Origin of the sequence: Pseudomonas sp. LAIL14HWK12:I1 (genome assembly GCF_003202095.1) — a bacterium.
Lineage (GTDB): Bacteria > Pseudomonadota > Gammaproteobacteria > Pseudomonadales > Pseudomonadaceae > Aquipseudomonas > Aquipseudomonas monteilii.
Window position 1 is genome coordinate 576,363 of sequence record NZ_QJKG01000001.1, and the last position, 25,993, is coordinate 602,355.

At 62.9% G+C, this 25,993-nt stretch carries 30 protein-coding genes; 23 read left to right on the forward strand and 7 right to left on the reverse strand.

All coding sequences use genetic code 11. The annotated features are described in order from the left end of the window. Positions 1 to 260 precede the first annotated feature (260 nt). The gene (locus tag D906_RS02490) at positions 261 to 791 is read left to right on the forward strand and encodes an RNA polymerase factor sigma-70 (RefSeq protein ID WP_016711688.1); all 531 of its coding nucleotides are present in this window, start codon (positions 261 to 263) and stop codon (positions 789 to 791) included. Between the two features lie 32 nt (positions 792 to 823). Here D906_RS02490 and D906_RS02495 read toward each other — a convergent pair whose 3' ends face one another. Next, entirely contained in the window at positions 824 to 1,837 is a 1,014-nt protein-coding gene (locus tag D906_RS02495) for a GNAT family N-acetyltransferase (protein WP_027615216.1), read from the reverse strand. Positions 1,838 to 1,900: 63 nt separating this feature from the next. After that, the gene (locus D906_RS02500; protein ID WP_019099857.1) at positions 1,901 to 2,701 is read right to left on the reverse strand and encodes an ABC transporter substrate-binding protein; all 801 of its coding nucleotides are present in this window, start codon (positions 2,699 to 2,701) and stop codon (positions 1,901 to 1,903) included. 171 nt (positions 2,702 to 2,872) lie between these two features. Between D906_RS02500 and D906_RS02505 the strand changes: the two genes are divergently transcribed. Then, positions 2,873 to 3,424 carry an exonuclease domain-containing protein gene (locus tag D906_RS02505; RefSeq protein WP_025754791.1) on the forward strand — a complete coding sequence of 184 codons (552 nt, stop codon included), beginning with the start codon at positions 2,873 to 2,875 and terminating at the stop codon, positions 3,422 to 3,424. A gap of 73 nt (positions 3,425 to 3,497) precedes the next feature. Beyond that, positions 3,498 to 3,782 (forward strand): pyrimidine/purine nucleoside phosphorylase, encoded by a 285-nt coding sequence (locus tag D906_RS02510; RefSeq protein WP_003259920.1) that lies wholly within the window; start codon positions 3,498 to 3,500, stop codon positions 3,780 to 3,782. Between the two features lie 51 nt (positions 3,783 to 3,833). Here the strand turns inward: D906_RS02510 and D906_RS02515 are convergent, their stop codons facing one another. Beyond that, on the reverse strand, positions 3,834 to 4,529 hold the full coding sequence (locus D906_RS02515; RefSeq protein WP_027615217.1) for an alpha/beta family hydrolase: 696 nt from the start codon (positions 4,527 to 4,529) through the stop codon (positions 3,834 to 3,836). 50 nt (positions 4,530 to 4,579) lie between these two features. Here D906_RS02515 and ccoN (D906_RS02520) point away from each other — a divergent pair, with 50 nt between their 5' ends. From ccoN (D906_RS02520) to D906_RS02600, 16 genes are all read left to right on the forward strand, one after another. Further along, on the forward strand, positions 4,580 to 6,004 hold the full coding sequence (ccoN, locus tag D906_RS02520) for a cytochrome-c oxidase, cbb3-type subunit I (protein ID WP_016488335.1): 1,425 nt from the start codon (positions 4,580 to 4,582) through the stop codon (positions 6,002 to 6,004). A gap of 13 nt (positions 6,005 to 6,017) precedes the next feature. Beyond that, positions 6,018 to 6,626: a cytochrome-c oxidase, cbb3-type subunit II gene (gene ccoO, locus D906_RS02525; protein WP_019099854.1), complete on the forward strand. Its 609-nt coding sequence runs from the start codon at positions 6,018 to 6,020 to the stop codon at positions 6,624 to 6,626. 5 nt (positions 6,627 to 6,631) lie between these two features. Beyond that, entirely contained in the window at positions 6,632 to 6,826 is a 195-nt protein-coding gene (locus D906_RS02530) for a cbb3-type cytochrome c oxidase subunit 3 (RefSeq protein WP_016711696.1), read from the forward strand. Further along, the gene (gene ccoP / locus D906_RS02535) at positions 6,823 to 7,764 is read left to right on the forward strand and encodes a cytochrome-c oxidase, cbb3-type subunit III (protein WP_019099853.1); all 942 of its coding nucleotides are present in this window, start codon (positions 6,823 to 6,825) and stop codon (positions 7,762 to 7,764) included. The genes D906_RS02530 and ccoP (D906_RS02535) overlap by 4 nt, the downstream gene beginning before the upstream one ends. A 367-nt stretch (positions 7,765 to 8,131) precedes the next feature. Further along, entirely contained in the window at positions 8,132 to 9,574 is a 1,443-nt protein-coding gene (gene ccoN / locus D906_RS02545; protein ID WP_003254284.1) for a cytochrome-c oxidase, cbb3-type subunit I, read from the forward strand. Next, positions 9,574 to 10,182: a cytochrome-c oxidase, cbb3-type subunit II gene (ccoO, locus tag D906_RS02550; RefSeq protein ID WP_016488340.1), complete on the forward strand. Its 609-nt coding sequence runs from the start codon at positions 9,574 to 9,576 to the stop codon at positions 10,180 to 10,182. The genes ccoN (D906_RS02545) and ccoO (D906_RS02550) overlap by 1 nt, the downstream gene beginning before the upstream one ends. Before the next feature lie 5 nt (positions 10,183 to 10,187). Then, a complete protein-coding gene (locus tag D906_RS02555) occupies positions 10,188 to 10,379 on the forward strand; it encodes a CcoQ/FixQ family Cbb3-type cytochrome c oxidase assembly chaperone (RefSeq protein ID WP_003254287.1) in 192 nt (63 codons plus the stop codon). Next, positions 10,376 to 11,353, forward strand: coding sequence for a cytochrome-c oxidase, cbb3-type subunit III (ccoP, locus tag D906_RS02560; protein ID WP_016711702.1), 978 nt, complete (start codon positions 10,376 to 10,378; stop codon positions 11,351 to 11,353). Before D906_RS02555 ends, ccoP (D906_RS02560) begins: the two co-directional genes overlap by 4 nt. 258 nt (positions 11,354 to 11,611) lie before the next feature. Continuing rightward, entirely contained in the window at positions 11,612 to 13,027 is a 1,416-nt protein-coding gene (gene ccoG / locus D906_RS02565; RefSeq protein ID WP_025754789.1) for a cytochrome c oxidase accessory protein CcoG, read from the forward strand. A 15-nt stretch (positions 13,028 to 13,042) separates the two neighbouring features. Next, entirely contained in the window at positions 13,043 to 13,570 is a 528-nt protein-coding gene (locus D906_RS02570) for a FixH family protein (protein ID WP_025754788.1), read from the forward strand. Positions 13,571 to 13,712: 142 nt separating this feature from the next. Further along, entirely contained in the window at positions 13,713 to 16,187 is a 2,475-nt protein-coding gene (locus tag D906_RS02575; RefSeq protein ID WP_027615218.1) for a heavy metal translocating P-type ATPase, read from the forward strand. Further along, entirely contained in the window at positions 16,166 to 16,381 is a 216-nt protein-coding gene (ccoS, locus tag D906_RS02580) for a cbb3-type cytochrome oxidase assembly protein CcoS (protein ID WP_016711706.1), read from the forward strand. Before D906_RS02575 ends, ccoS begins: the two co-directional genes overlap by 22 nt. Continuing rightward, positions 16,374 to 17,057: a sulfite exporter TauE/SafE family protein gene (locus D906_RS02585; protein ID WP_027615219.1), complete on the forward strand. Its 684-nt coding sequence runs from the start codon at positions 16,374 to 16,376 to the stop codon at positions 17,055 to 17,057. Before ccoS ends, D906_RS02585 begins: the two co-directional genes overlap by 8 nt. Before the next feature lie 105 nt (positions 17,058 to 17,162). Then, positions 17,163 to 18,545: an oxygen-independent coproporphyrinogen III oxidase gene (gene hemN, locus D906_RS02590; RefSeq protein WP_016711708.1), complete on the forward strand. Its 1,383-nt coding sequence runs from the start codon at positions 17,163 to 17,165 to the stop codon at positions 18,543 to 18,545. Between the two features lie 186 nt (positions 18,546 to 18,731). Then, entirely contained in the window at positions 18,732 to 19,466 is a 735-nt protein-coding gene (gene fnrA, locus D906_RS02595) for a Crp/Fnr family transcriptional regulator FnrA (protein WP_016711709.1), read from the forward strand. A 55-nt stretch (positions 19,467 to 19,521) separates the two neighbouring features. After that, positions 19,522 to 20,070, forward strand: coding sequence for an adenine phosphoribosyltransferase (locus D906_RS02600; protein WP_016711710.1), 549 nt, complete (start codon positions 19,522 to 19,524; stop codon positions 20,068 to 20,070). A gap of 137 nt (positions 20,071 to 20,207) precedes the next feature. Here D906_RS02600 and recR read toward each other — a convergent pair whose 3' ends face one another. The 3 genes from recR to dnaX form a co-directional block, all read right to left on the reverse strand. Then, complete coding sequence (recR, locus tag D906_RS02605) at positions 20,208 to 20,810, reverse strand: recombination mediator RecR (protein ID WP_027609459.1); 603 nt, start codon at positions 20,808 to 20,810, stop codon at positions 20,208 to 20,210. 143 nt (positions 20,811 to 20,953) lie between these two features. Next, positions 20,954 to 21,289: a YbaB/EbfC family nucleoid-associated protein gene (locus D906_RS02610; RefSeq protein WP_003254305.1), complete on the reverse strand. Its 336-nt coding sequence runs from the start codon at positions 21,287 to 21,289 to the stop codon at positions 20,954 to 20,956. A gap of 64 nt (positions 21,290 to 21,353) precedes the next feature. After that, positions 21,354 to 23,435: a DNA polymerase III subunit gamma/tau gene (gene dnaX / locus D906_RS02615; protein ID WP_019099555.1), complete on the reverse strand. Its 2,082-nt coding sequence runs from the start codon at positions 23,433 to 23,435 to the stop codon at positions 21,354 to 21,356. A 124-nt stretch (positions 23,436 to 23,559) separates the two neighbouring features. Here dnaX and D906_RS02620 point away from each other — a divergent pair, with 124 nt between their 5' ends. The 3 genes from D906_RS02620 to D906_RS02630 all read left to right on the forward strand — a co-directional run bounded on the left by D906_RS02620 (position 23,560) and on the right by D906_RS02630 (position 24,909). Continuing rightward, positions 23,560 to 24,327 carry an ABC transporter substrate-binding protein gene (locus D906_RS02620; protein WP_026020507.1) on the forward strand — a complete coding sequence of 256 codons (768 nt, stop codon included), beginning with the start codon at positions 23,560 to 23,562 and terminating at the stop codon, positions 24,325 to 24,327. A gap of 175 nt (positions 24,328 to 24,502) precedes the next feature. Beyond that, a complete protein-coding gene (locus D906_RS02625; RefSeq protein ID WP_019099553.1) occupies positions 24,503 to 24,697 on the forward strand; it encodes a hypothetical protein in 195 nt (64 codons plus the stop codon). A 32-nt stretch (positions 24,698 to 24,729) separates the two neighbouring features. Next, the gene (locus tag D906_RS02630) at positions 24,730 to 24,909 is read left to right on the forward strand and encodes a hypothetical protein (RefSeq protein ID WP_019099552.1); all 180 of its coding nucleotides are present in this window, start codon (positions 24,730 to 24,732) and stop codon (positions 24,907 to 24,909) included. A gap of 15 nt (positions 24,910 to 24,924) precedes the next feature. Here D906_RS02630 and D906_RS02635 read toward each other — a convergent pair whose 3' ends face one another. Then, positions 24,925 to 25,413 (reverse strand): DUF2938 domain-containing protein, encoded by a 489-nt coding sequence (locus tag D906_RS02635; RefSeq protein WP_019099551.1) that lies wholly within the window; start codon positions 25,411 to 25,413, stop codon positions 24,925 to 24,927. 82 nt (positions 25,414 to 25,495) lie between these two features. Between D906_RS02635 and D906_RS02640 the strand changes: the two genes are divergently transcribed. Beyond that, positions 25,496 to 25,915 carry a helix-turn-helix domain-containing protein gene (locus D906_RS02640; protein WP_019099550.1) on the forward strand — a complete coding sequence of 140 codons (420 nt, stop codon included), beginning with the start codon at positions 25,496 to 25,498 and terminating at the stop codon, positions 25,913 to 25,915. Positions 25,916 to 25,993 lie beyond the last annotated feature (78 nt).

The window sequence follows — 25,993 nt, forward strand, 5'->3', positions numbered from 1 at the left end:
GCCAGTGTCTGGTTGAGTCGGGCCGGCTGCAACGCGAACGTGGCGGGCAGCAATTGGCGACCAAGGATGTACACAGGGGAACGGATGGGCGGGGGCAGAAATTAACGGGACAGAGGCGCGCGCCCTTAGAACTGAAAGATACAGATACTAATTACGTTTCGTATTTGACAATCATTATCATTATGAATAGCTTGTCGCACGTCGTAGGAAGCTTCCCAACCTTGGGTGCCTCCTTTCCCCTCTGTGACAAGGTGATTTCCATGGCGGAACAACTATCCACAAGTAAGTGCGATTCACCATTACTGCAGGCCTTCGTCGACAACCGCAGCATCCTGGTCAAGATCGCTGCGCGCATTACCGGCTGCCGCTCGCGTGCCGAAGATGTGGTGCAGGACGCCTTCTTCCGGCTCAGCGCCGCCCCGCAGATCACATCGTCGTTCAAGGCGCAGCTCAGCTACCTGTTCCAGATCGTGCGCAACCTGGCGATCGACCATTACCGCAAGCAGGCGATGGAGCTGAAATACTCCGGCAGCGAGGAGGAAGGCCTGAATGTGGTCATCCAGAACGCCTCGCCCGAAGCCACGCACATCAACCTCGCCGCGCTGGATGACATCGCCGAGGCGCTGAACGAGCTGCCGCAGCGCACCCGCTACGCCTTCGAGATGTACCGCCTGCATGGCGTGCCGCAGAAAGACATCGCCAAGGAGCTGGGCGTGTCGCCGACACTGGTCAACTTCATGATCCGCGATGCACTGGTGCATTGCCGCAAGACGGCCAATCGCCAAGGCTGATCTTATGGGGCCGCTAAGCGGCCCCATGGCCCTCAAGCCAGTTTGCAGCGATCGAAGAAGCGTTCCCGCCCCAGAATCATCAACGCCGCCCGCTTGTGCGGGAAGTCGAACTCCTTGTCGCAATGGAAGCACTGGTCCTGCATGTAGCCGATCATCTTGCCGTTGTCGGCGCGCGGCTCAGCCACCACCCGCTGGGTACGCGGGTCATCCAGGAACAGGTAGTGCACCAGCGCCGACAGCCAGCTGGCCACTTTGTGTGGCCCGCGATGGCTCTCTTCGCCGACCAGCATGTGGATGCCACGGTCGTAATCATCGGCCGGGTAGAACGGAGCAATGCGGTCTTCCTTGGCCCAGTACGCCTCGAAGTAGGCAAACGGCTGGTCATCAAAGCAGCCGATCAGCGTCAGGGTATGCGGGTCGGCTTCGAGTTTGTCCAGGTATTCACGGTGCTGCGCCAGCGTACCGCCCTCCTGCCAGAATGCCTCTACCCGTGGGTTGTTCTGCCAGCGGTTGAAACGCTCCAGGTCGTGCTCGATCTCCAGGGTGCGCAACGACACCCAACTGCCCAGGCGCGCATCGAAGCGCCGGTACACCTCACCACGCGGCTTGGGCGCGCGGCGTGGGTGGCGTTTGCCGTTGCTGATCTGCATCTGCTGCGGGTACACCGCCGCCACCGACTCCCCCAGCCAAGGCTGTGGCAACTGCCAGAACAACGACCGCTCGCACAGGTATTGGCCAGGCTGCTCGCCCACCCGCAGCAAACCACAAGCCAGCGCCTGAGGCTGTGCCTCGGGCAAGTGCCAGACCAGGCGCTGGCAGGCCGTGTCGCGAGACAGCAACCAGTAACAGGCAGCCCACAAGGCCTGGTACGGGCGCTCGGGGCATAGGCGTTCAAGGTGAACATGCAAGGTGGCACCGGCCTCCAGGCGCACCTGGATCAACGGCCGGCCTTCAAGGGTAAGGCTCAACCAGCCGCCCCCCTCCTCGGCACTGAGGTGGCGCCAGCGTGGCGGTGACAGGGGCTGCGAAGCGGCATCGAACGGCATGGGCTTGACTCACGAAAATGAAGAAAAGGCTCACTGCTGAGAACGTTGCCGTGGCGCATGAATTTAGTCTTTCGGGGCCGAAACCGTGATGCGGTAAGGCTCGAAGATCCGTGCCAGCTCACCGCTGTCACGCAGGTCTCGCAGCAAGCCGGCGAACGACTGCTCGCCGATAGGTGCCCCCGGGCGTAGCAAGGCGTAGTGGTGATACACCTGGTCAATGCGTTGCGAAGGCACCAGCTGCGCCTTGCTGGCCGGGTTGCGCGCCATGAAGTCGCTGAGGTAGGAGCGTGTGACCAGGGCGATGTCGGCGCGACCGGCCTGTACCATCAGCAGGTTGCTGTCATGGGAGTAGGTCAAGGTCGCGTTGTACGCCTTGCGCAGGTAGTCCGGGTCGGAGTTGAAACGGGCGAACGCGTAGTGGTAGCCGTTGAACAAGGCCAGGCGTTTGCCACTCAGGTCGTCGAAGTAATGCGGGTCACGGCCATTGGCCTGGCGGGCGACGAACACTTCGGCATCTTCCAGGCCCATGTCCACGGTCTGGTGGGCAATCTGCTCCCAGCCCCATTGCGGGTTCTCGAAAATGGCCATGTCGGTGCGGCCCTGCTGGAAGTCACCAAAACGCCGCTGGATGGACGTGGGCACCAGGACAAAGTGGTAGCCCTGTTGCAAGCGGTTGAGTGCATCGACCAATTGCGGCAGCAGGCCGGTGTCGGCCCCCTGTTCGGGGCGTACCGTGTAAGGCGGGAAGTGCGCAGCGCCGATCTTCACCTCGACGGCATCTGCGGCCCATGCCGGCACCGCCAACCAGTACACGGCCAGCAGCATCAGGGAGGACAGGGCCTTGAGGCCGGGCGCTGGAGTCAAGACGGACACTCATCACGGTTCATGCCTGGGTCCGTCTAAGCTAGGCGTTTTCCCTTGGCGGCACAACTGCCGGTTCCCAGTCTTTGTGCCAAAGCAGGCGGCAAAATGCCATAGGGTGCCGTATGCCCAGACATTGGCTACGCTCTAGCAGGATCTGCAAGGGAGCCTGGTATGGGCCATTGGTTGGTGATCGACCTGGAAGCCACCACCGACGATGGTGGGTGGCCGGTCACAGAGATGGAAATCATTGAAATCGGCGCAAGCCTGGTCACCCGCGAAGGCCGCGAGGTCGACCATTTCCAGCGTTTTGTGCGGCCACGGCGGCGTCCGCAGCTTACCCCGTTCTGCCGTGAGCTGACGCACATCAGCCAGGCCAGCGTGGACGGCGCCGCACCGTTTCACGAGGTGTGGGCAAGTTTCGAGCGCTGGCTCGGGCACCACCGTGGGCAGCTTCAGGCCTGGGTCAGCTGGGGCGACTACGACCGCCAGCAACTGCACCAGGAATGGCAGCAGCACGGGCTCGACAGCCTGCTGCGCACCCTGCCGCACATCAACCTCAAACAGCGCTTTGCCAAAGCCCGCCACCTGCAACGCCCCACGGGTTTGAACGGGGCCTTGCAACTGGCCGGCATGCACTTTTGCGGGCAGCAGCACAGGGCGCTGGAAGACGCGCGCAATACGGCGCGGTTGCTGCCGCTGACGCTCCCCGCCAATCGCCCCTGAAAGCAGATGACGCAGGCAATGGGCTTGGGCATACTGGCCAGCTCTTTTTCATCACCCTGTTCAGGAGTCGCCCATGTTCCAGGTCAACGAGTACTTCAACGGCACCGTCAAGTCGATCGCATTCGCGGGCGAAGAAGGCCCGGCCACTGTCGGCGTGATGGCCCCGGGCGAATACGAGTTCGGTACCGCCAAACGCGAGATCATGCATGTGGTGTCGGGTGCGCTGACCGTGAAGCTGCCAGGCAGCGACAACTGGGAAACCTTCAAGGCGGGCGACAAGTTCAATGTACCGGCTGACAGCAAGTTCCAGCTGCAGGTGAAAGTGGATACCGCCTACCTGTGCGAGTACCGCGACTAAGCCGTAGCCCAATCCGGCCTCTTCGCGGGCTCGCCCGCGAAGAATCCAGCATTAACAACCCTTCAGGAATGCCGCAACCTTTTCAGCCGCCGCCTGCAAATGCTGCTCATGGCTGAACCCCGAAGCCTTCAACGGCTTCAGGTCATGGTCCCCCGCCACTAGCCAGCTCACCTCGATCGCCGGCGACAACGCATACCCTGCCACCGCCTCACGGTTGCCCAGCGCATCGCGCTCGCCCTGCACGATCAACGTCGGTGTTTTCAACCCGGCCAGGTGCTCCACGCGCGGCTTCTCGGGTTTACCCACCGCGTAGAACGGATAGCCCAGGCACACCAGCGCATCCGCACCCAGTTCGTCGGCCAGCAGGCTGGCCATGCGCCCGCCCATGGACTTGCCACCCACCGCCAACCTGCCCGCGACCAAAGGTCGCACCTGCCGGTACACCTCGCGCCAGCATTCCAGTAACACTTTCTGCGGGTTCGGCGGCCGCTTGCCACCGGTAACCCTGCGCTCGGCCATGTACGGGAACTCGAAGCGCACGACCGCCACGCCAAGTGCCGCAAGCCTTTGCGCCATTTCGTCCATGAACCCGCTGTCCATCGGCGCACCGGCGCCATGGGCCAGGATCAGGCAGCCCTTGTAGCCGTCTTTACCTTCAGCCTGTGGAGGATCGCAGCGCAAGCCTGGGACATTTCCGACCTTCGCCCATTGATCCCCGTCAATACCGGCACTTTGCCCATTAATCATGCTTGCCTCGCTGTAAAGCCTGCCAAATAACCGTGGATGGGAACCCATACATGAACACAACCAGCAGTACCGCCTATAACTACAAGGTGGTCCGCCAATTCGCCATCATGACGGTGGTGTGGGGAATCGTCGGGATGGGGCTCGGCGTCTTCATCGCCGCCCAGCTCGCCTGGCCTTCCCTCAACTTCGACCTCCCCTGGACCAGCTTCGGCCGCCTGCGCCCCCTGCATACCAATGCGGTGATCTTCGCGTTCGGCGGCTGCGCGCTGTTCGCCACCTCCTATTATTCGGTGCAACGCACCTGCCAGACCACCCTGTTCGCACCGGGCCTGGCCGCGTTCACCTTCTGGGGCTGGCAACTGGTGATCCTGCTGGCGGCCATCAGCCTGCCGCTGGGATACACCAGCTCCAAGGAATACGCCGAACTGGAATGGCCGATCGACATCCTGATCACCATCGTCTGGGTGGCCTACGCCATCGTGTTCTTCGGCACGCTGATGAAGCGCAACACCAAGCACATCTACGTGGGTAACTGGTTCTTCGGGGCCTTCATCCTGACCGTGGCGTTGCTGCACATCGTCAACAACCTGGAACTGCCGGTCAGCCTGACCAAGTCGTATTCGGTGTACGCCGGCGCTACCGACGCCATGGTGCAGTGGTGGTACGGCCACAACGCGGTGGGCTTCTTCCTGACTGCGGGCTTCCTGGGGATGATGTACTACTACGTGCCCAAGCAGGCCGAACGCCCGGTGTATTCCTATCGCTTGTCGATCGTGCACTTCTGGGCGCTGATCACCCTGTACATCTGGGCCGGCCCGCACCACCTGCACTACACCGCCCTGCCCGACTGGGCGCAATCGCTGGGCATGGTGATGTCGCTGATCCTGCTGGCACCGAGCTGGGGCGGCATGATCAACGGCATGATGACCCTGTCGGGCGCCTGGCACAAACTGCGCAGCGACCCGATCCTGCGCTTTTTGGTGGTGTCGCTGGCGTTCTACGGCATGTCCACCTTCGAAGGCCCGATGATGGCCATCAAGACGGTCAACGCCCTGTCCCACTACACCGACTGGACCATCGGCCACGTGCACGCCGGCGCCCTCGGCTGGGTGGCGATGATCTCGATCGGCGCGCTGTACCACACCATCCCGAAAGTGTTCGGCAAAGAGCGGATGTACAGCCTCGGCCTGATCAACGCGCACTTCTGGCTGGCCACCATCGGCACCGTGCTGTACATCGCCTCGATGTGGGTCAACGGCATTGCCCAGGGCCTGATGTGGCGCGCGGTCAACAGCGACGGCACGCTCACCTACTCGTTCGTGGAAACCCTGGTGGCCAGCCACCCAGGCTTTGTCGTGCGCTTCGTTGGCGGCGCGATCTTCCTCAGCGGCATGTTCCTGATGGCCTGGAACACCTGGCGCACCGTGCGTTCGCCAGCGCTTGACGTCGCCCCTGCGAACGCCCAGTTGGCTTGAGGAGAAACGCCTGATGAAACATGAAGTCATCGAGAAAAACGTCGGCCTGATGGCCCTGCTGATGGTGTTCGCCGTCAGCATCGGCGGCCTGACCCAGATCGTCCCGCTGTTCTTCCAGGACGTCACCAACAAGCCGGTGGAAGGCATGAAACCCTACACCGCGCTGCAGCTGGAAGGCCGCGATATCTACATCCGCGAAGGCTGCGTGGGCTGCCACTCGCAGATGATCCGCCCGTTCCGCGCCGAAACCGAGCGCTACGGCCACTACTCGGTAGCCGGCGAAAGTGTATGGGACCACCCGTTCCTGTGGGGTTCCAAGCGCACTGGGCCAGACCTGGCCCGCGTGGGTGGCCGCTACTCGGACGACTGGCACCGCGCGCACCTGTACAACCCGCGCAACGTGGTACCGGAGTCGAAGATGCCGGCGTACCCGTGGCTGGTCGCCCAGCAAGTCGACAACAGCCACACCGACACCAAGATGCGCACCCTGCGCACCCTGGGCGTGCCGTACTCCGACGCCGACATTGCCGGCGCCCGTGACGCGGTCAAGGGCAAGACCGAAATGGACGCGCTGGTCGCCTACCTGCAGGTGCTCGGCACCGCGATCAAGAACAAGAGGTGAGTGCGATGGAACTGGACATCGGCATGATCCGCGGCCTGGGCACCCTGGTGGTGATGATCGCCTTCATCGGCCTCTCGCTGTGGGTATTCAACCGTCGCCGCGACCGTGATTTCGCCGAAGCGCGCCTGCTGCCCTTCGTCGACGACCGCCTGCCCCCTGCCGGGCAGGAACCTGCTGCAAAAAGGAGTAACGGGCAATGACCACCTTCTGGAGTACGTACATCAGCGTACTGACCATCGGTAGCCTGATTGGCCTGACCTGGCTGTTGCTCGCCACCCGCAAGGGCGAGAGCAAGAACACCACTGACCAGACCATGGGCCACAGCTTCGACGGCATCGAGGAGTACGACAACCCGCTGCCCAAGTGGTGGTTCTGGCTGTTCGTCGGCACCCTGGTGTTCTCGGTCGGCTACCTGATCCTCTACCCGGGCCTGGGCAACTGGAAAGGCATCTTGCCGGGTTATGAAAACGGCTGGACTGGCGTGAATGAATGGCAGAAGGAAATGGACAAGGCCGATGCCCGATTTGGCCCGATCTTCGCCAAGTACGCCGCCATGCCCGTGGAAGAAGTCGCCAAGGACCCGCAAGCGCTGAAAATGGGCGGCCGCCTGTTTGCCTCCAACTGCTCGGTGTGCCATGGCTCGGACGCCAAGGGTGCCTTCGGCTTCCCCAACCTCACCGACAAGGACTGGCGCTGGGGCGGCGATGCAGAAACCATCAAGGCGTCGATCATGAACGGCCGCCATGGTGTGATGCCGGCCTGGGCCGAGGTGATCGGCGAGCAGGGTGTGGCCGATGTGGCCGCGTTCGTGCTGACCAGCATGGACGGCCGCAGCCTGCCGGAAGGCGCCAAGGCCGACCCGGCCAAGGGCAAGGAGATCTTCGCCGGCAACTGCGTGGCCTGCCACGGACCGGAAGGCAAAGGCACTCCCGCCATGGGCGCGCCAGACCTGACCCACCCGCAGGCGTTCATCTATGGGTCGAGCTTTGCCCAGCTGCAACAGACCATTCGCTATGGTCGCCAAGGGCAGATGCCGGCGCAGGCCGAGATCCAGGGTAATGACAAAGTGCACCTGCTGGCGGCTTATGTGTATAGCCTGTCGCAAGATGGCGCAGCTGAAACTGTGACTGCCAAGTAATACCTCGGGGCCGCGTTGCGGCCCCAGCTCTCCCCCGCCGTACTCCCTCCCTTGCACCCCCTCCGAACAGAACTAAGCTTGTTGCCACAGTGGGCTTCGCTCCGAAAGGACCGATGCAGACGCGGCGCATAGCCTGTCGCCGTCCCGGTAAAAAGCCTGACCGATCGATCAGAAAAAGATGAAAAACGGTACACATTACAGATATTTATTTGTGTACAATCGTCCGGACCCGATCGCTGCGGGACATCAGCGAACGGGCTCGGACACGGGTCGGCGTACCAAAGTTGCGTTGCGGTAACCCTGATGGTTATCAATACTGGCGCCGATTTTTCGACCAACAAGAACATCAAAACCGTGGAACCTTAGCATGAGCACAGCAATCAGTCCGACTGCTTATAACTATAAGGTCGTCCGCCAGTTCGCCATCATGACGGTGGTCTGGGGGATCCTTGGCATGGGCCTCGGCGTCTTCATCGCCTCGCAGCTGGTATGGCCGCAACTGAACCTGGACCTGCCCTGGACCAGCTTCGGCCGCCTGCGCCCGCTGCACACCAACCTGGTGATCTTCGCCTTCGGGGGCTGTGCGCTGTTCGGCACCAGCTACTACGTGGTGCAACGCACCTGCCAGACCCGGCTGATCTCCGACAGCATGGCGGCCTTCACCTTCTGGGGTTGGCAGGCGGTGATCGTCGGCGCGCTGATCACCCTGCCGATGGGCTACACCACCACCAAGGAATACGCCGAGCTCGAGTGGCCGCTGGCGATCCTGCTGGCCATCGTCTGGGTGACCTACGGGTTGGTGTTCTTCGGCACCATCGTCAAGCGCAAGACCAAGCACATCTATGTCGGCAACTGGTTCTACGGCGCCTTCATCGTGGTGACCGCGATGCTGCACATCGTCAACCACATCTCGCTGCCGGTGAGCCTGTTCAAGTCGTACTCGGCGTACTCCGGTGCCACCGACGCGATGATCCAGTGGTGGTACGGCCACAACGCCGTGGGCTTCTTCCTCACCACCGGCTTCCTGGGGATGATGTACTACTTCGTGCCCAAGCAGGCCGAACGGCCGATCTACTCGTATCGCCTGTCGATCGTGCACTTCTGGGCGCTGATCACCCTGTACATCTGGGCCGGCCCTCACCACCTGCACTACACCGCCCTGCCTGACTGGGCACAGTCGCTGGGCATGGTGATGTCGATCATCCTGCTGGCGCCTAGCTGGGGTGGCATGATCAACGGCATGATGACCCTGTCGGGCGCCTGGCACAAACTGCGCACCGACCCGATTCTGCGCTTTTTGGTCGTTTCGCTGGCGTTCTACGGCATGTCCACTTTCGAAGGCCCGATGATGGCCATCAAGACCGTGAACTCGCTGTCGCACTACACCGACTGGACCATCGGCCACGTCCACGCCGGCGCCCTCGGCTGGGTAGCCATGATCTCGATCGGTGCCGTGTACCACATGATCCCGAAACTCTACGGCCGCGAGCAGATGCACAGCATCGGCCTGATCAACGCGCACTTCTGGCTCGCCACCATCGGTACCGTGCTGTACATCGCCTCGATGTGGGTCAACGGCATCACCCAAGGCCTGATGTGGCGCGCCATCAACGATGACGGCACCCTCACCTACTCCTTCGTCGAAGCCCTGCAGGCCAGCCACCCTGGTTATATCGTCCGCGCCCTGGGCGGTGCGTTCTTCGCCAGCGGCATGCTGCTGATGGCCTACAACGTGTTCCGTACCGTACGTGCCGCCAACCCGGCACAGGCTGAGGAAGCCGCCAAGATCGTCGTTGTGGGAGCGCACTGATGAAGCATGAAGCCGTCGAGAAGAACATAGGCCTGCTGGCCTTCTTCATGGTCATCGCCGTGAGCGTCGGTGGCCTGACCCAGATCGTCCCGCTGTTTTTCCAGGACGTCACCAACAAACCCGTTGAAGGCATGAAGCCGCGCACCGCGCTGGAAGTGGAAGGCCGCGACATCTACATCCGCGAAGGCTGCGTGGGCTGCCACTCGCAGATGATCCGCCCGTTCCGCGCCGAAACCGAGCGCTACGGCCACTACTCGGTAGCCGGCGAAAGCGTGTGGGACCACCCGTTCCTGTGGGGCTCCAAGCGCACCGGGCCGGACCTGGCCCGCGTGGGTGGCCGCTACTCCGATGACTGGCACCGTGCGCACCTGTACAACCCACGCAACGTGGTACCGGAGTCGAAGATGCCGTCCTACCCGTGGCTGGTCGAGAACAAGCTCGACGGCAAGGACACCGCGAAAAAACTGGAAGTGCTGCGCACACTCGGCACCCCGTACACCGACGCCGACATTGCCGGCGCGCGTGACGCGGTCAAGGGCAAGACCGAAATGGACGCCATCGTCGCGTACCTGCAAGGTCTTGGCACCATCATCAAAAGCAAACGGTGACGCTGATGGATATCGGGATGATTCGCGGCCTGGGCACCGTCGTGGTGATGGTGGCGTTCGTGGGCCTGGCGCTGTGGGTGTTCAACCCACGGCGTAAAAAGGACTTCGACGAAGCGACCCAACTGCCCTTCGCGGATGACCCCGAGGCCACCCGGCACGTCGAGCAAGCAAAAGCTTCTGGGAGCAAACAACAATGACAACCTTCTGGAGTCTGTACGTTACCGTCCTGACCCTGGGCACCATCTTCTCGTTGACCTGGCTGCTGCTGTCCACCCGCAAGGGCCAGCGTGAAGAGGTGACCGACGAAACCGTCGGGCATGCCTTCGATGGCATCGAGGAATATGACAACCCGCTGCCGAAATGGTGGTTCTGGCTGTTCGTCGGCACCATCATCTTCGCCCTTGGCTACCTGGTGCTGTACCCGGGCCTGGGCAACTGGAAAGGCGTGCTGCCGGGCTACTCGTACCTGGACAACGACAAGCAGACCGAGTTTTCCAACGGCCAGCCGGGCTGGACCGGCGTGCACGAGTGGGAAAAGGAAATGGCCAAGGCCGACGCCCGCTTCGGGCCGATCTTCGCCAAATTTGCCGCCATGCCCATCGAGGACGTGGCCAAGGATCCGCAGGCGCTGAAAATGGGCGCGCGGCTGTTCGCCTCCAACTGCTCGGTGTGCCACGGCTCCGACGCCAAGGGTGCCTTCGGCTTCCCTAACCTCACCGACAACGACTGGCGCTGGGGCGGCGAGCCCGACACCATCAAGACCACCATCATGGGCGGCCGCCACGGCGTGATGCCGGCCTGGGCCGAGGTGATCGGTGATCAGGGCGTGGCCGACGTGGCAGCGTTCGTGGTCAGCAAGCTGGATGGCCGCACCCTGCCGGAAGGCGTCAAGGCCGATGCCGAGAACGGTCAGAAGATCTTCGCCGCCAACTGCGTGGCCTGCCACGGGCCGGAAGGCAAAGGCACACCGGCCATGGGCGCGCCGAACCTGACCCACCCGCAGGCGTTCATCTACGGGTCCAGCTTTGCCCAGCTGCAACAGACCATCCGTTATGGTCGCCAAGGGCAGATGCCGGCGCAGGAACAGTTGCAGGGTAATGACAAGGTGCACTTGCTGGCGGCTTATGTGTATAGCCTGTCGCACCAGGCTGAACCGGCCAAGGCCGAGTAAGGCAGGCCTGGCCTCTTCGCGGGCAAGCCCGCGAAGAGGCCGGTACAGCCAAGCATTTCTTGCACGCTGATGACCTGGATCAATTGACACCCGCCATAACACGATTCATACCACAAACCCAACGCGACTAAAGGTCGCAGTGCGACCCCATACCGCCATCAGCGGCGTATCATGGGCCGTAGAGCGCTAGCAGATTGCGCGAGACTGCGGCCGGCACGCACTGGCCGCGGCGTTTCTCCACTGCCGTGGGACTTGATGATGAGCAAGCAAATTCCGGTACATGACGTCACCCCGCCTGCCAGCAAAGGGAAGGATTCCGTCGACCTCTACGCCTCCCGGGAAAAGATCTACACCCGCGCCTTCACCGGCCTGTTCCGCCGCCTGCGCATGGTCGGTGGTGCCGTGTTGTTCCTGCTGTACTTCGGCACCGTATGGCTGAACTGGGGGGGTCACCAGGCCGTGTGGTGGAACCTGCCCGAGCGCAAGTTCTACATTTTCGGCGCTACCATCTGGCCACAGGACTTCATCCTGCTGTCGGGCATCCTGATCGTCGCCGCCTTCGGCCTGTTCTTCATCACCGTGTTCGCCGGCCGGGTGTGGTGCGGCTACACCTGCCCGCAAAGCGTGTGGACATGGATTTTCATGTGGTGCGAGAAAGTCACCGAAGGCGACCGCAACCAGCGCATGAAGCTCGACAAAGCTCCCATGAGCGGCAACAAGTTCCTGCGAAAATTCGCCAAGCACAGCCTATGGCTGCTGATCGGCTTCGTCACCGGCATGACCTTTGTGGGCTATTTCTCGCCCATCCGCGAACTGGTCATCGAGTTCTTCACCGGCCAAGCCGATGGCTGGGCCTACTTCTGGGTCGGGTTCTTCACCCTCGCCACCTACGGCAACGCCGGCTGGCTGCGCGAACAGGTGTGCGTTTACATGTGCCCCTACGCCCGCTTCCAGAGCGTGATGTTCGACAAGGACACGCTGATTGTTTCCTACGACCCGCGCCGCGGCGAAACACGCGGCCCGCGTAAAAAGGATGCCGACTACAAGGCACAGGGGCTGGGTGACTGCATTGACTGCACCCTGTGCGTCCAGGTCTGCCCTACCGGCATCGACATCCGTGACGGCCTGCAGATCGAGTGCATCGGCTGCGCCGCGTGCATCGACGCCTGTGACAACATCATGGACAAGATGAACTACCCCAAAGGGCTCATCAGCTACACCACCGAACACAACCTGTCCGGGCAGAAGACCCACATGCTGCGCCCGCGCCTGATCGGCTATGCCGTGGTGCTGCTGGTGATGATCATCGGCCTGGCCACCGCCTTCGCCACCCGCTCGCTGGTCGGCTTCGACGTCAGCAAGGACCGCGTGCTGTACCGCGAGAACGCCCAGGGCAGGATCGAGAACGTGTACAGCCTGAAGGTGATGAACAAGGACCAGCGCGACCACGTCTACGTACTGGACGCCGCCGGCCTGCCAGACCTCAAGCTTGAGGGCCAGCGCGAGATCCGCGTGGCTGCCGGTGATATCGTCAGCCTGCCGGTGCAGCTTTCGGTCGCCCCCGAGAAGCTGCCCTCGACCACCAACGAAATCACCTTCATCCTCAAAAGCGCCGACGACAGTGACGCTCAGGTTGAAGCCAAGAGCCGTTTCATCGGCCCACAGATCCGCTAAGAGAGATAACGCACAATGCCTGTCGCCACCGCCGCCAGCCCCTGGTACAAGCACCTCTGGCCCTGGATCATCATCGGCATCCTCACCACCTCCGTGTGCCTGAGCCTGACCATGGTCAGTATCGCCGTGAACAACCCGGACAACCTGGTGAACGACAACTACTACGAGGCCGGCAAGGGCATCAACCGCTCGCTCGACCGTGAACTGCTGGCGCAGCAGCTGGGGCTGAAGGCCAGCGTGCACCTGGACGAGCTCACAGGCGAAGTGGACCTGCGCCTGACCGGCAACAGCGGCCCGCAGAGCCTGGAGCTGAACCTGATTTCGCCTACCCAGCCGGAGAAAGACCGCAGGGTGCTGCTGAGCCGGGTTGACGCAGGGCGTTATGTGGGGCAACTGGAAGACAAGGTGGACGGGCGGCGCTTTGTTGAGCTGCTGGGTAGCGAAGGTGGCCAGGTGTGGCGCTTGTTCGAAGAGGAAAAAGTGGAGCATGGTGTGACCTTGCAGCTGGGTGACGAAGCTATACAGGGTGCCGAACACCAATAGCCGCATCACCTTCATACCTGTGGGAGCGGGCTTGTCCCGCGAAGGGGCCAGAGCTGCATATGATGTTGCCTGTACCGGCCCATTCGCGGGATAAGCCCGCTCCCACAGGGTCCGCTCCTGTCAGCCAATGCGTGTTCGACTTATGACCCAACCCACCCCCTGCTACCACTGCGCCCTGCCCGTCCCCGCTGGCAGCCGCTTCACCGCCGTGGTCCTTGGCCAGCCTCGGCAGTTCTGCTGCCCCGGTTGCCAGGCGGTGGCCGAGTCGATCGTAGCCGGTGGCCTGGAGCACTACTACCAGCACCGCAGCGACAACAGCGCCAACCCCGAAGCCTTGCCCAAACAGCTGCAAGACGAGCTGGCCCTGTACGACCGTAGCGACGTGCAGCAAAGCTTCGTGCGCCACCAGGGCGAACTGGCCGAAACCACCCTGCTGGTCGAAGGCATCAGCTGCGCCGCCTGCGGCTGGCTGATCGAAAAACACCTGCGCAACCTGCCCGGCGTCGCCGAAGCCCGTCTGAACCTGTCCAACCACCGCCTGCTGCTGAACTGGGACGACAAGCAACAGCCGCTTTCCCGCCTGCTGGCCGAGCTGCGCCAGATCGGCTACGCCGCCCACCCCTACCAACCCGACCAGGCGGCCGAACAGCTGGCCCGCGAGAACCGTAGCGCCCTGCGCCGCCTGGGCGTGGCCGGGCTGCTGTGGTTCCAGGCAATGATGGCAACCATGGCCACCTGGCCGGAATTCAACATCGACCTGTCGCCTGAACTGCACACCATCCTGCGCTGGGTGGCGCTGTTTCTCACCATCCCCATCGTGTTCTACAGCTGCGCGCCGTTCTTCAAAGGCGCAGCACGCGACCTGCGCACCCGCCACCTGACCATGGACGTTTCGGTGTCGCTGGCCATTGGCCTGGCCTTCGGCGCCGGCATCTGGACCGCCATCACCGGCAGTGGAGAGCTGTATTTCGACACCGTGGGTATGTTCGCCTTGTTCCTGCTCACCGGCCGCTACCTGGAGCGCCGCGCCCGCGAACGCACTGCCGCCGCCACCGCGCAACTGGTCAACCTGCTGCCAGCCTCGTGCCTGCGCCTGGATACCATCGGCCGCAGCGAACGCATCCTGCTCAGCGAACTGCAATGCGGTGACACGGTGCAAGTACTGCCGGGCGCCGTGATCCCCGCCGACGGGCGCATTGTCGAAGGCCGCTCCAGTGTGGATGAATCGTTGCTGACCGGCGAATACCTGCCACAACCGCGCCGGGTGGGTGAGCGGGTCACCGGCGGCACGCTGAACGTCGAAAGCACGCTGAACGTGGAGGTTGAAGCACTGGGCCACGATTCGCGGCTGTCGGCCATCGTGCGTTTGCTGGAACGTGCGCAAACCGAAAAACCACGCCTGGCCGAAATCGCCGACCGGGCCTCGCAGTGGTTCCTGCTGTTCTCGTTGCTGGCCGCCGTGGCCATCGGCCTGTGGTGGTGGTATCTGGACCCGGCGCGCGCGTTCTGGATCGTGCTGGCGATGCTGGTAGCCACCTGCCCTTGCGCGCTGTCCCTGGCCACGCCAACGGCGCTGACCGCCGCCACCGGCACCCTGCACAAGCTCGGCCTGCTGGTCACCCGTGGCCATGTGCTGGAAGGCCTGAACCAGATCAACACGGTGATTTTCGACAAGACCGGCACACTGACCGAAGGCCGCCTTACCCTGCGCAGCATCCGCCCACTCGGCAGCCTGCCCGCCGACCGCTGCCTGGCCCTGGCAGCCGCGCTGGAAAACCGCTCCGAACACCCCATCGCCCGCGCCTTTGGCCGCACCGCCACACCCGCGGATGATGTGCAGACCTTACCCGGCCTGGGCCTGGAAGGCCTGGTGGACGGCCAGCGCCTGCGCATTGGCCAGGCCACCTTCGTCTGCGCCCTGAGCGGCGCGGAGATCCCCGGCGTGCCGGAACCGCGCGGCCAGTGGTTGCTGCTGGGTGACCGCCAGGGGCCGCTGGCCTGGTTCGGCCTGGACGACCGTCTGCGCGACGATGCCCCTGCCCTGCTCGCCGCCTGCAAGGCCCGTGGCTGGCGTACGCTGCTGCTGTCGGGCGACAGCTCGCCGATGGTCGCCGAAGTGGCCGCGCAGCTGGGTATCGACCAGGCCATTGGCGGCCTGCGCCCGGACGACAAGCTGGACCGGCTGAAAGCGCTGCAGGCAGCCGGAAGCAAGGTGCTGATGCTGGGTGACGGGGTCAACGACGTGCCAGTGCTGGCCGCCGCCGATATCAGCATCGCCATGGGCAGTGCCACGGACCTTGCCAAGACCAGCGCCGATGCCGTGCTGCTGTCCAACCGCCTTCAGGCACTGGTGCAGGCCTTCGACCTGGCCCGCCGCACCCGCCGCAATATCCTCGAAAACCTGCTGTGGGCGTCGCTGTATAATGGCCTGATGTTGCCGTTTGCCGCGCTCGGCTGGATTACCCCGGTGTGGGCCGCCATCGGCATGTCGGTCAGCTCGCTGATCGTGGTGCTCAATGCCCTGCGCCTGACCCGCATGCCCCCGGCAGCAGCCTTGCCGAAAACCGAAGCACCCCTGCCCGGGAGGAAGTCGCCATGCCCGCCCTCTATGTCATGATCCCCGCCGCTTTGCTGCTGGTCGGCGTGGCCGTGTACATCTTCTTCTGGGCGGTGGACAGCGGCCAGTACGACGACCTCGAAGGCCCCGCCCATAGCATCCTCTTCGACGACCAGGACCCGCGCCACCAGGCGGCGGTAAAGCCTGAAGACGCGCAGGCCGACACCGACAAGGAACCACCACCCCGTGCCTGACCTGCTTCCCCTGCTAGGCTCGGCACTGGTCCTTGGCCTGCTTGGCGGCGGCCATTGCCTGGGTATGTGCGGCGGCCTGATGGGCGCGCTGACCCTGGCCATCCCGCCCGAACAGCGTGGCCGGCGCTTGCGCCTGCTGCTGGCGTACAACCTCGGGCGCATTACCAGCTATGCCTGTGCCGGCCTGTTGCTGGGCCTGGCCGGCTGGGCCGTGGCCAGCAGCCCGGCAGCACTGGCACTGCGGGTGCTGGCGGCACTGCTGCTGATTGCCATGGGCCTGTACCTGGCCGGCTGGTGGAGCGGGCTGACCCGCATCGAAGCGCTGGGCCGGGGCCTGTGGCGGCACATCCAGCCGGTCGCTTCGCGCTTGCTGCCGGTATCCAGCCTGCCCCGGGCATTACTGCTGGGCGCGCTGTGGGGGTGGCTGCCGTGCGGGTTGGTGTACAGCACCCTGTTGTGGGCGGCAAGCCAAGGCAACGCCGGGTATAGCGCGGCGTTGATGCTGGCGTTCGGGGTGGGGACCTGGCCAGTGCTGCTGGCTACCGGGTTGGCGGCGGAGCGGGTAAACGCTTTGTTGAGACGGCGCAGTGTGCGGGTGGCTGGCGGGGTGTTGGTGATGCTGTTTGGGGTGTGGACCCTGCCCGGGCCGCACCAGCATTGGCTGATGGGGCATTGATGGGCGCTGCTTTGACGCCCCAATGCCCTTGATACAAATCAACACAGTTTCCTACAGACGGCCATAGACTCCGGTGCACTGCTGCTCTTTCCGGGGACCGCCCTCATGCTCGACGACCTACGTTGGGATACCGACCTGATCCGCCGCTACGATCTGGCCGGACCACGCTACACCTCTTACCCGACCGCCGTGCAACTGCACAGCGAGGTGGGCTCGTTCGACCTGCTCCATGCCCTGCGCGAGAGCCGTCGAGCCGTGCGCCCGCTGTCGCTGTACGTGCATGTGCCGTTCTGCGCCAACATCTGCTACTACTGCGCTTGCAACAAGGTCATCACCAAGGACCGCGCCCGCGCTGCGCCCTATTTGCAGCGCCTGGAGCAGGAAATCCAGCTGATCGCCTGCCACCTGGCCCCTAAACAACGTGTTGAACAGCTGCATTTTGGCGGCGGCACGCCGACCTTTCTCAGCCATGTGGAACTGCGCCAGCTGATGGCCACCCTGCGCCAGCACTTCCACCTGCTGGACGACGATTCTGGCGACTACGGCATCGAAATCGACCCCCGCGAAGCCGACTGGTCGACCATGGGCCTGCTGCGCGAGCTGGGTTTCAACCGCGTCAGCCTGGGCGTGCAGGATCTTGATCCGGCCGTGCAGCGTGCGGTCAACCGCCTGCAAAGCCTTGAGCAAACCCGTACCTTGATCGAAGCTGCACGCACGTTGCAGTTCCGCTCGATCAACCTCGACCTGATCTACGGCCTGCCCAAGCAAACCCCGGAAGGCTTTGCCCGCACCGTCGAAGAGGTGATCCGCTTGCAGCCCGACCGGCTGTCGGTGTTCAACTACGCCCACCTGCCCGAGCGCTTCATGCCGCAGCGGCGTATCGACAACAACGACCTGCCCAGCGCGGCGGCCAAGCTGGAGATGCTGCACGCCACCATCGACCAACTGACCGCCGCCGGTTACCGCTACATCGGCATGGACCACTTCGCCCTGCCCGACGACGAGCTGGCCATTGCCCAGGAAGAAGGCACCCTGCAGCGCAACTTCCAGGGCTACACCACCCACGGGCATTGCGACCTTATTGGCCTGGGCGTGTCGGCCATCAGCCAGATCGGCGACCTGTACTGCCAGAACAGCAGCGACCTCAACACCTACCAGGACAGCCTGTCCAACGCACAGCTGGCCACCCAGCGCGGCCTGCTGTGCAACCACGACGACCGCGTGCGGCGTGCGGTGATCCAGCAACTGATTTGCCATTTCGAGCTGGACTTCGAGCCGATCGAGCAAGCCTTCACCCTTGATTTTCGCGGTTACTTCAACGACCTCTGGCCCGAGCTGCTGACCTTGCAGCGCGACGGCCTGATCAGCCTGGACGACAAAGGCATCCGCATCTTGCCGGCGGGCCGCTTGCTGGCACGCTCGGTTTGCATGGTGTTCGACGCCTACCTGGCCATGCAAAACCGCCAGCGCTTCTCGCGGGTGATCTGAAAACCGAGGCGTTCAACCGCATGGACAAGTTTCCTTGCCGGGCACACTATGGGCGCACAAAGACTCCCGGCAGGGCACCTGCCGGGGTTTCGCCAGTGCGCACCAAAAACGCGCACACTGGCCTACACCCTGTGTCGTAGGTTACCCTTACGACTTATGTGTGCTTTCCCACAAGGATCGATTCAAATGTCCGAGCCAGTCAAACTGCGCCCACACAACCAGGCCCACTGCAAGGACTGCAGCCTGGCCCCCCTGTGCCTGCCTCTTTCGCTGAACCTGGAAGACATGGATGCACTGGATGAAATCGTCAAACGCGGCCGTCCGCTGAAAAAAGGCGAGTTCCTGTTCCGCCAGGGTGACAATTTCGGCTCGGTCTACGCGGTACGTTCCGGCGCCCTGAAAACCTTCAGCCTCAGTGACAGCGGCGAAGAGCAGATTACCGGCTTCCACCTGCCCAGCGAGCTGGTCGGGCTGTCGGGCATGGACACCGAGGCCTACCCGGTATCGGCGCAGGCTCAGGAAACCACTTCGGTGTGCGAGATTCCCTTCGAGCGCCTCGACGAGCTGTCGGTACAGCTGCCGCAGCTACGCCGCCAGCTGATGCGGGTCATGAGCCGGGAAATCCGCGACGACCAGCAAATGATGCTGCTGCTGTCGAAAAAAACCGCTGACGAGCGCATTGCCACCTTCCTGGTCAACCTGTCGGCGCGCTTCCGCGCCCGCGGCTATTCGGCCAACCAGTTCCGCCTGAGCATGTCGCGCAACGAAATCGGTAATTATCTGGGCCTGGCGGTGGAAACCGTTTCGCGGGTGTTCACCCGGTTCCAGCAGAATGGCCTGATCCGCGCCGAAGGCAAGGAAGTGCACATTCTCGACCCAATCCAGCTGTGTGCGCTGGCCGGTGGTGCAATCGAGGCCTGAGGCCAGCGTTTAGCGGGTATACTTGGGCATTCGTTTTTCCAGGATACCCGCAACAATGCACAGCGACACCTTCGACCTCAAAGCCCTCATCCGCCCGGTAGTGGACTTCCCCAAGCCAGGCGTGATCTTCCGCGACATTACCCCGCTGTTCCAGTCGCCGCGCGGGCTGCGCTATGTGGCCGACCAGTTCATCGAGCGCTATGTCGAGGCCGAGTTCAGCCATATTGGTGCCATGGATGCGCGGGGCTTTCTGATTGGTTCGATCATCGCACACCAGCTGAACAAGCCGCTGATCCTGTTCCGCAAGCAAGGCAAACTGCCGGCTGACGTACTGAGCGAGGGCTACCAGACCGAGTACGGCGAGGCCTTCCTGGAAGTGCATGCCGACAGCCTGTGCGAAGGGGATTCGGTGTTGATCTTCGATGACTTGATCGCCACGGGCGGTACCTTGCTGGCGGCGGCCAACCTGGTACGCCGTACCGGGGCGCAGGTGTTCGAGGCGGCGGCGATCATTGACCTGCCAGAGCTGGACGGGTCGCGTCGGTTGCAGGCGGCAGGCGTGCCTACCTTCTGCCTGACCGAATTTTCCCTCAGCGAATACTGAGTATCCAAGGGGCGCTTTGCGCCCCAATCGCCGGCAAGCCAGCTCCCACTGGTACAGCGCTGCCTTCAGGCCTGAGGTGATCCTGTGGGAGCTGGCTTGCCGGCGATGGGCCGCAAAGCGGCCCCGGCAATATTAAATCAGAGCGAAATCGGCCGACGTCCCGCAAAAGCGTGGGCCAAGGTACCACCATCTACCATCTCCAGCTCACCACCCAGCGGCACCCCATGGGCAATCCGCGAAGCCACCAACCCCTTCTCAGCCAGTAACTGCGCAATGTAATGCGCTGTCGCCTCCCCCTCCACCGTCGGGTTGGTCGCCAGGATCACCTCGGTAAAGGTGCCCTGCTCCTCGATACGCGCCATCAGTTGCGGAATGCCAATCGCCTCCGGCCCCAGGCCGTCCAGCGGTGACAGGTGGCCCTTGAGCACGAAGTAACGACCACGGTAGCCGGTCTGCTCCACTGCATACACATCGGTCGGCCCCTCGACCACGCACAGCTGGGTGTCATCACGGCGTGTGTCGGCGCATTGCGGGCACAGCTCCTGCTCGGTCAGGGTACGGCACTGACGGCAATGGCCTACACCTTCCATGGCCTGGGTCAACGCTTGGGCCAGGCGCAGCCCGCCACTGCGGTCGCGCTCGAGCAGTTGCAGGGCCATGCGCTGGGCGGTTTTCTGGCCGACACCGGGCAGAATACGCAGGCCGTCGATCAGTTGGCGGATGAGGGGGCTGAAGCTCATGAGAAAGGCCTGACAATTCAATAAGAGGCGGTTTATACCCAGCGAGGGCAGTGGCGTCAAATCAGTAGACCGCGCCGTGGGTGAAATCTTTGCAAAAAAAACCGCCGCTGGATTCAGCGGCGGTTTTCGGTATGGCAATGCCCTTAGAACGGCATCTTGAAGCCCGGCGGCAGTTGCATGCCAGCCGTCATGCCGCCCATCTTTTCCTGGCTGCTCTGCTCAACCTTGCGCACCGCATCGTTCAGCGCGGCGGCGATCAGGTCTTCCAGCACTTCCTTGTCGTCCTCGTCGGTCGACATCAGGCTCTGGTCGATGCTGACACGCTTGACGTCGTGACGACCGGTCATCACCACGCTCACCAGACCACCGCCGGACTGGCCGGTGACTTCAGCGTTGGCCAGCTCTTCCTGCATCTTCTGCATCTTTTCCTGCATCTGCTGGGCCTGCTTCATCAGGCCGGCCATGCCACCTTTCATCATGGGGGTATACCTCGATTGGGTCATGTGATGCGGCCCGGCGCAGGGCCGGCCGCATGGTTATCCGTTACTGGCCCTGATTGGCCAGGGCCTCTACAGGCTCAATAGTATCCTGCCGCACCTTGGCACCGAACAATTTGATCATCTGCTGGATCAACGGATCCTGCTCGATCGAGGTGACCGCGTCCTGCTGGCGCTCGGCGCGCTTGCGCGCGGCGGCCTGGGCCGGGGTTTCCTGCTCGGGCAGGATCAACTCGATGCGCAGGTTCAGCGTGCGCCCCAGGTGCTGGTTGAGCGCTTCGTTCAGGCGTCGCTGCTGAGTGGCGTTGAACAACGCACCTTGGCCAGGGTCCAGGTGCAACAGCCAGTCGTCGCCATCGGCGGCAATCAGCGTACAGTTTGCCGCGATGTTGCCTGTCATCCCGGACACAGGCAACTGCGGGAATAATTCCAGCCATTGCAGGGCAAGGCCGGTGGCCGGTTTGGCCGCAGGCAGCGGTTCGGCCAATGGCTTGGGTGTCTCTTCCTGGATGTGCTCGGCCAGCTCGTCCAGGTAGCTGAAGCCGACCGGGTCGCTTTCGCCACCGTAATAATCTTCGTCCAACGGCGGCTCATCATCGCGGTCCATGCCTACTGAAGCGTAGGCGGACGGATCGAAAGGCGGCTCAAGGTCATGGGCCGGCGCGGCCTGTTGGGGCGCCACCGGGGTAACAGGTGCTGCAGCAGGCTCAGCCACGACCGGCGCGACGGCCGTTGCAGGCGCCTCCCACGGCAGGTCGAGCACCTCCTCTGCCTCAGCTTCGGTTTGAGGCTCAGGTTCGGGCTCGGGCTCTGCGACCGGAACAGGTTCGGCTACCACAACGGGCTCGACCACAGGCTGGGGCGCAGGCTCGACCGTCGCAGGTTCCTGGGCCTGCGGCGCCACAGCCGGCAGAACAGGGTCTGCCGCAACCGTGACAGGCGGCGCCACGGCTACCGCTGGCGCTGCCACCGGCGTTGCAGGATCAGCTGTGGCCTGGCTGATCCCCGCTGGCTTTAGCACCGGTTTCGGCGCGTCGTCGGTATCGGCCGGGCGGAACGCCAGCATGCGCAGCAGCACCATTTCAAAGCCGCCGCGCGGGTCCGGGGCCAACGGCAGGTCTCGGCGGCCAATCAGGCCCATCTGGTAATAGAACTGCACGTCTTCGGCCGGCAGCGCCGAGGCCAGCGCCAGTACCCGCTCGCGATCGCCCTGGCCGTTGTCCACGGCTTCGGGCAGCGCCTGGGCAATGGCCACGCGGTGCAGCACATTGAGCATCTCGGCCAACACGCCAGCCCAGTCCGGCCCTTGCTCGGCCAGGTTGCGCACGGCCTCCAGCAACGCCCGGGCATCGCCTTCCAGCAAGGCCTGCAGCACGCCATAAACCTGACCATGATCCAGGCTGCCAAGCATCGCCCGCACATCAGCGGCCAGCACTTTGCCTTCGCCAAAGGCGATGGCCTGGTCGGTCAGGCTCATGGCGTCACGCATCGAACCATCGGCCGCGCGGCCCAGCAGCCACAGGGCATCCGGTTCGAACGGCACGTTTTCGGCAGCCAGTACGTGGCTGAGGTGCTCCACCACCCGCTCCGGGCTCATGTTTTTCAGCGAGAACTGCAGGCAGCGCGACAGGATGGTGGCCGGCAGTTTCTGCGGGTCGGTGGTGGCGAGGATGAACTTGACGTAGGGCGGCGGCTCTTCCAGCGTCTTGAGCAAGGCGTTGAACGAGTGCGTCGAGAGCATGTGCACTTCGTCGATCAGGTAGACCTTGAAGCGCCCACGGCTCGGGGCGTACTGCACGTTGTCGAGCAGTTCGCGGGTGTCCTCGACCTTGGTACGGCTGGCGGCGTCGATTTCGATCAGGTCGACGAAACGGCCTTCGTCGATCTCCCGGCACACCGAACAGGTGCCGCACGGCGTGGAGGTGATGCCGGTTTCGCAGTTAAGGCACTTGGCGATGATACGGGCGATGGTCGTCTTGCCCACGCCGCGGGTACCGGTGAACAGGTAGGCGTGGTGCAGGCGCTGGTTGTCCAAGGCATTGATCAAGGCCTTGAGCACATGGGCCTGGCCGACCATTTCGCGGAACGAGCGCGGACGCCATTTACGTGCAAGAACCTGATAACTCATCGAAAAACCATCGTAGCCTGATAGAGCGGAAGAGCGCTAATGCTAGCGGAGCGGGGGCAAAATTGCACCCTGCGCGAGTCGTCTAAGCTTTGAGGCAGGCGCGTTGTTCAGGGAGGATACGCCTTTGCGAAGTTTGCTGGCCCTGCTACTGCTCTGGCCCATGCACAGCCTGGCTGAACAGCCCGTGCTGCGCTTCTCCGTTGCAGAGAGCTGGAGCATGCCGCTAGTACGCATAGAAGGCGACCAGCCGGTGGAAGGCCTGGTGTATGACCTGATACAAGCGCTGGCCAAGGAAGTGGGCGTACGCCCCCAGTATCACGTCATGGCCCGCCTTCGCCTGCAGGAGGCCATGAACAACGGCGATATCGATGTGCGCTGCTATGTCAGCACCCAGTGGTTCAATGACCGCCCCGGGGATTTTGTCTGGAGTATCCCGCTGATACACCAGCGTGACGTGTTGGTGGGGCGTGTCGGCGACAGCACCCCAATGCCCCCGGAGCAACTGCCACCCCAGGCTATCGGCACGGTACTGGGCTACACCTACTCGACCCTGCAACCGCTGCTGGATCAGGGCCAGTTGCGTCGTGAAGACAGCCGCAGCCAGTTGCTGGTGCTGCAGAAACTGCATGCGGGGCGGTACCGGCATGCAGTGAGCAATCAACTGTCTTTGCAGTGGTTCAACCAGGGCTTGCCGTCGGAACAGCAACTGCAGGGCTTGGCAGTGCTGGAGGAACAGGACCTGGCGTGCATGGTGCGCAATGACCCGGCGATACCGACCCAGGGAGTGCTGCGGGCGCTGGTGCGACTGAAGCAATCGGGGGAGGTCGAGCGGATAATGCAGCGTTATGGGGGAGCAGGATACCAGGCGCCCATTTCTGTAGTTCGCCCCTGACCACTGCACACCTGACATGCCATTTTGGGAAAACTGTCTTCTTGTGGAAACTAGGCTTGAGGGGGAAATGGACTACACCATCCGTTGGAAGACGGCGATTCCAACCTTGTCCCTGATTGCACCATAGTCAGGCCCCGACCAAGGCACCTTCGCCGCCACTTGAAAAGACAATCCGATGCTTCAAGATGATTGTGCACACCTCGAACTTGAGAAGTTACAAAATGAGGGCCGCAAGTTAAGGGCCGAGACACAGGAATTTGTAGCAGAAGCGCGTAAGCTCAGGCAGGAGGCGTTCTGGTACCCAATCGCAACAGGCTCAGCCGTTATCACCACCATCGTTGGCATCATGGCACTGGCCAGCAAGCTCTGAGTTTTGATTAATCCAGCCACAAGGAGCAGCCAATGCGCCGCGCCACCCAGGATCACACTGGAAACGCACTGAGTGAAGCGGAAGCGTTTGCCGAAGAAATGCGCAACCTCAGAGCGTCTTCGCCCTGGACAGGTGTACTCCTGTTTTACCTCGGCGCAATCTCTACAGGGGTACTGCTGGTAGCAGGCATGCTGATCGTGCGCTCGCTCTGACCGAGCACCTTGTCCTCATACCAACGCCAGCAAACCCGCACTCAAGAACATCCCCACGCCAAACACAAGGTGCGTGGCCAGGCTCTTAAGACAGTTTTGCGCAGGCTTCGGCGTCCTGGACGCAAAGAATCCCGCGCCCATCGCCGGCTGCATGAAGCACAACGGTGCCACGACCGTACCCACGCCAACAACTGCTGCAGGCAACAAAGTAGGCGACAGCAACCAGCCCTCCCCTACGATCACAACCAGCAGCATTGCGAACAGCACACCGATGGCGTAATGAATCACCCATCCCCACGCCAACTCATTTCGCACGGGTTCGGCTTTGGCAATCGCCTGATGCAGTACACGACCGTTAAGCAAATGCCCCGCCCAACGCCCGACCATGGCGAAATCAAGCGTGGCAACACCCAAGCGCCGCAGCAGCAGCCCCCACACGTCCATCACCACCGTGGCACCCATGCCAATCGGCAATGCAGCTGAAAACATCGCAGTAATCGTCATAGAACAAGCCCTCGAAGATTGACGGTCATGACCATGACGCGCAGCATAGAAGTTGAAGTCAACTTCAAGTCAAGGGCCCTAAATGGACATTGCCGACGTCGCCAAACGCACAGGCGTACCCGCCTCGACACTGCGTTACTACGAAAAGAAAGGTTTGCTCAAGTCACTCGCCGGGCACGGCCAACGGCGGCAGTTTTCAGCCGATGTGGCGGACCGGCTGGCGCTGATCGCCCTGGGGCAGGCTGCGGGGTTTTCGCTGGATGAAGTGGGGGCAATGCTGGTGGACTTGCAAGTCGACCGGCAGGTGCTGATGGCCAAGGCGGACGAGCTGGATGCGCGGATCAAGCGGTTACAGGCGATGAGCAAGGGCTTGCGGCACGCAGCGCAATGTCCGGAAGAAGATCATTTGGCATGCCCGAAATTCCAAAGGCTGATGAAGCTCTCTGCGGCAGGGGCACTGGACGACAAGCAGGAAAGTAAGAAGGCGTTCGCCGCAGTTTGAGGTTTTCCGACCCCGGAAATGGAGGCGGCCCCACCAGCCACACCCCGGCACTCGATGTTCCCGCTATGGCTGCTCCCT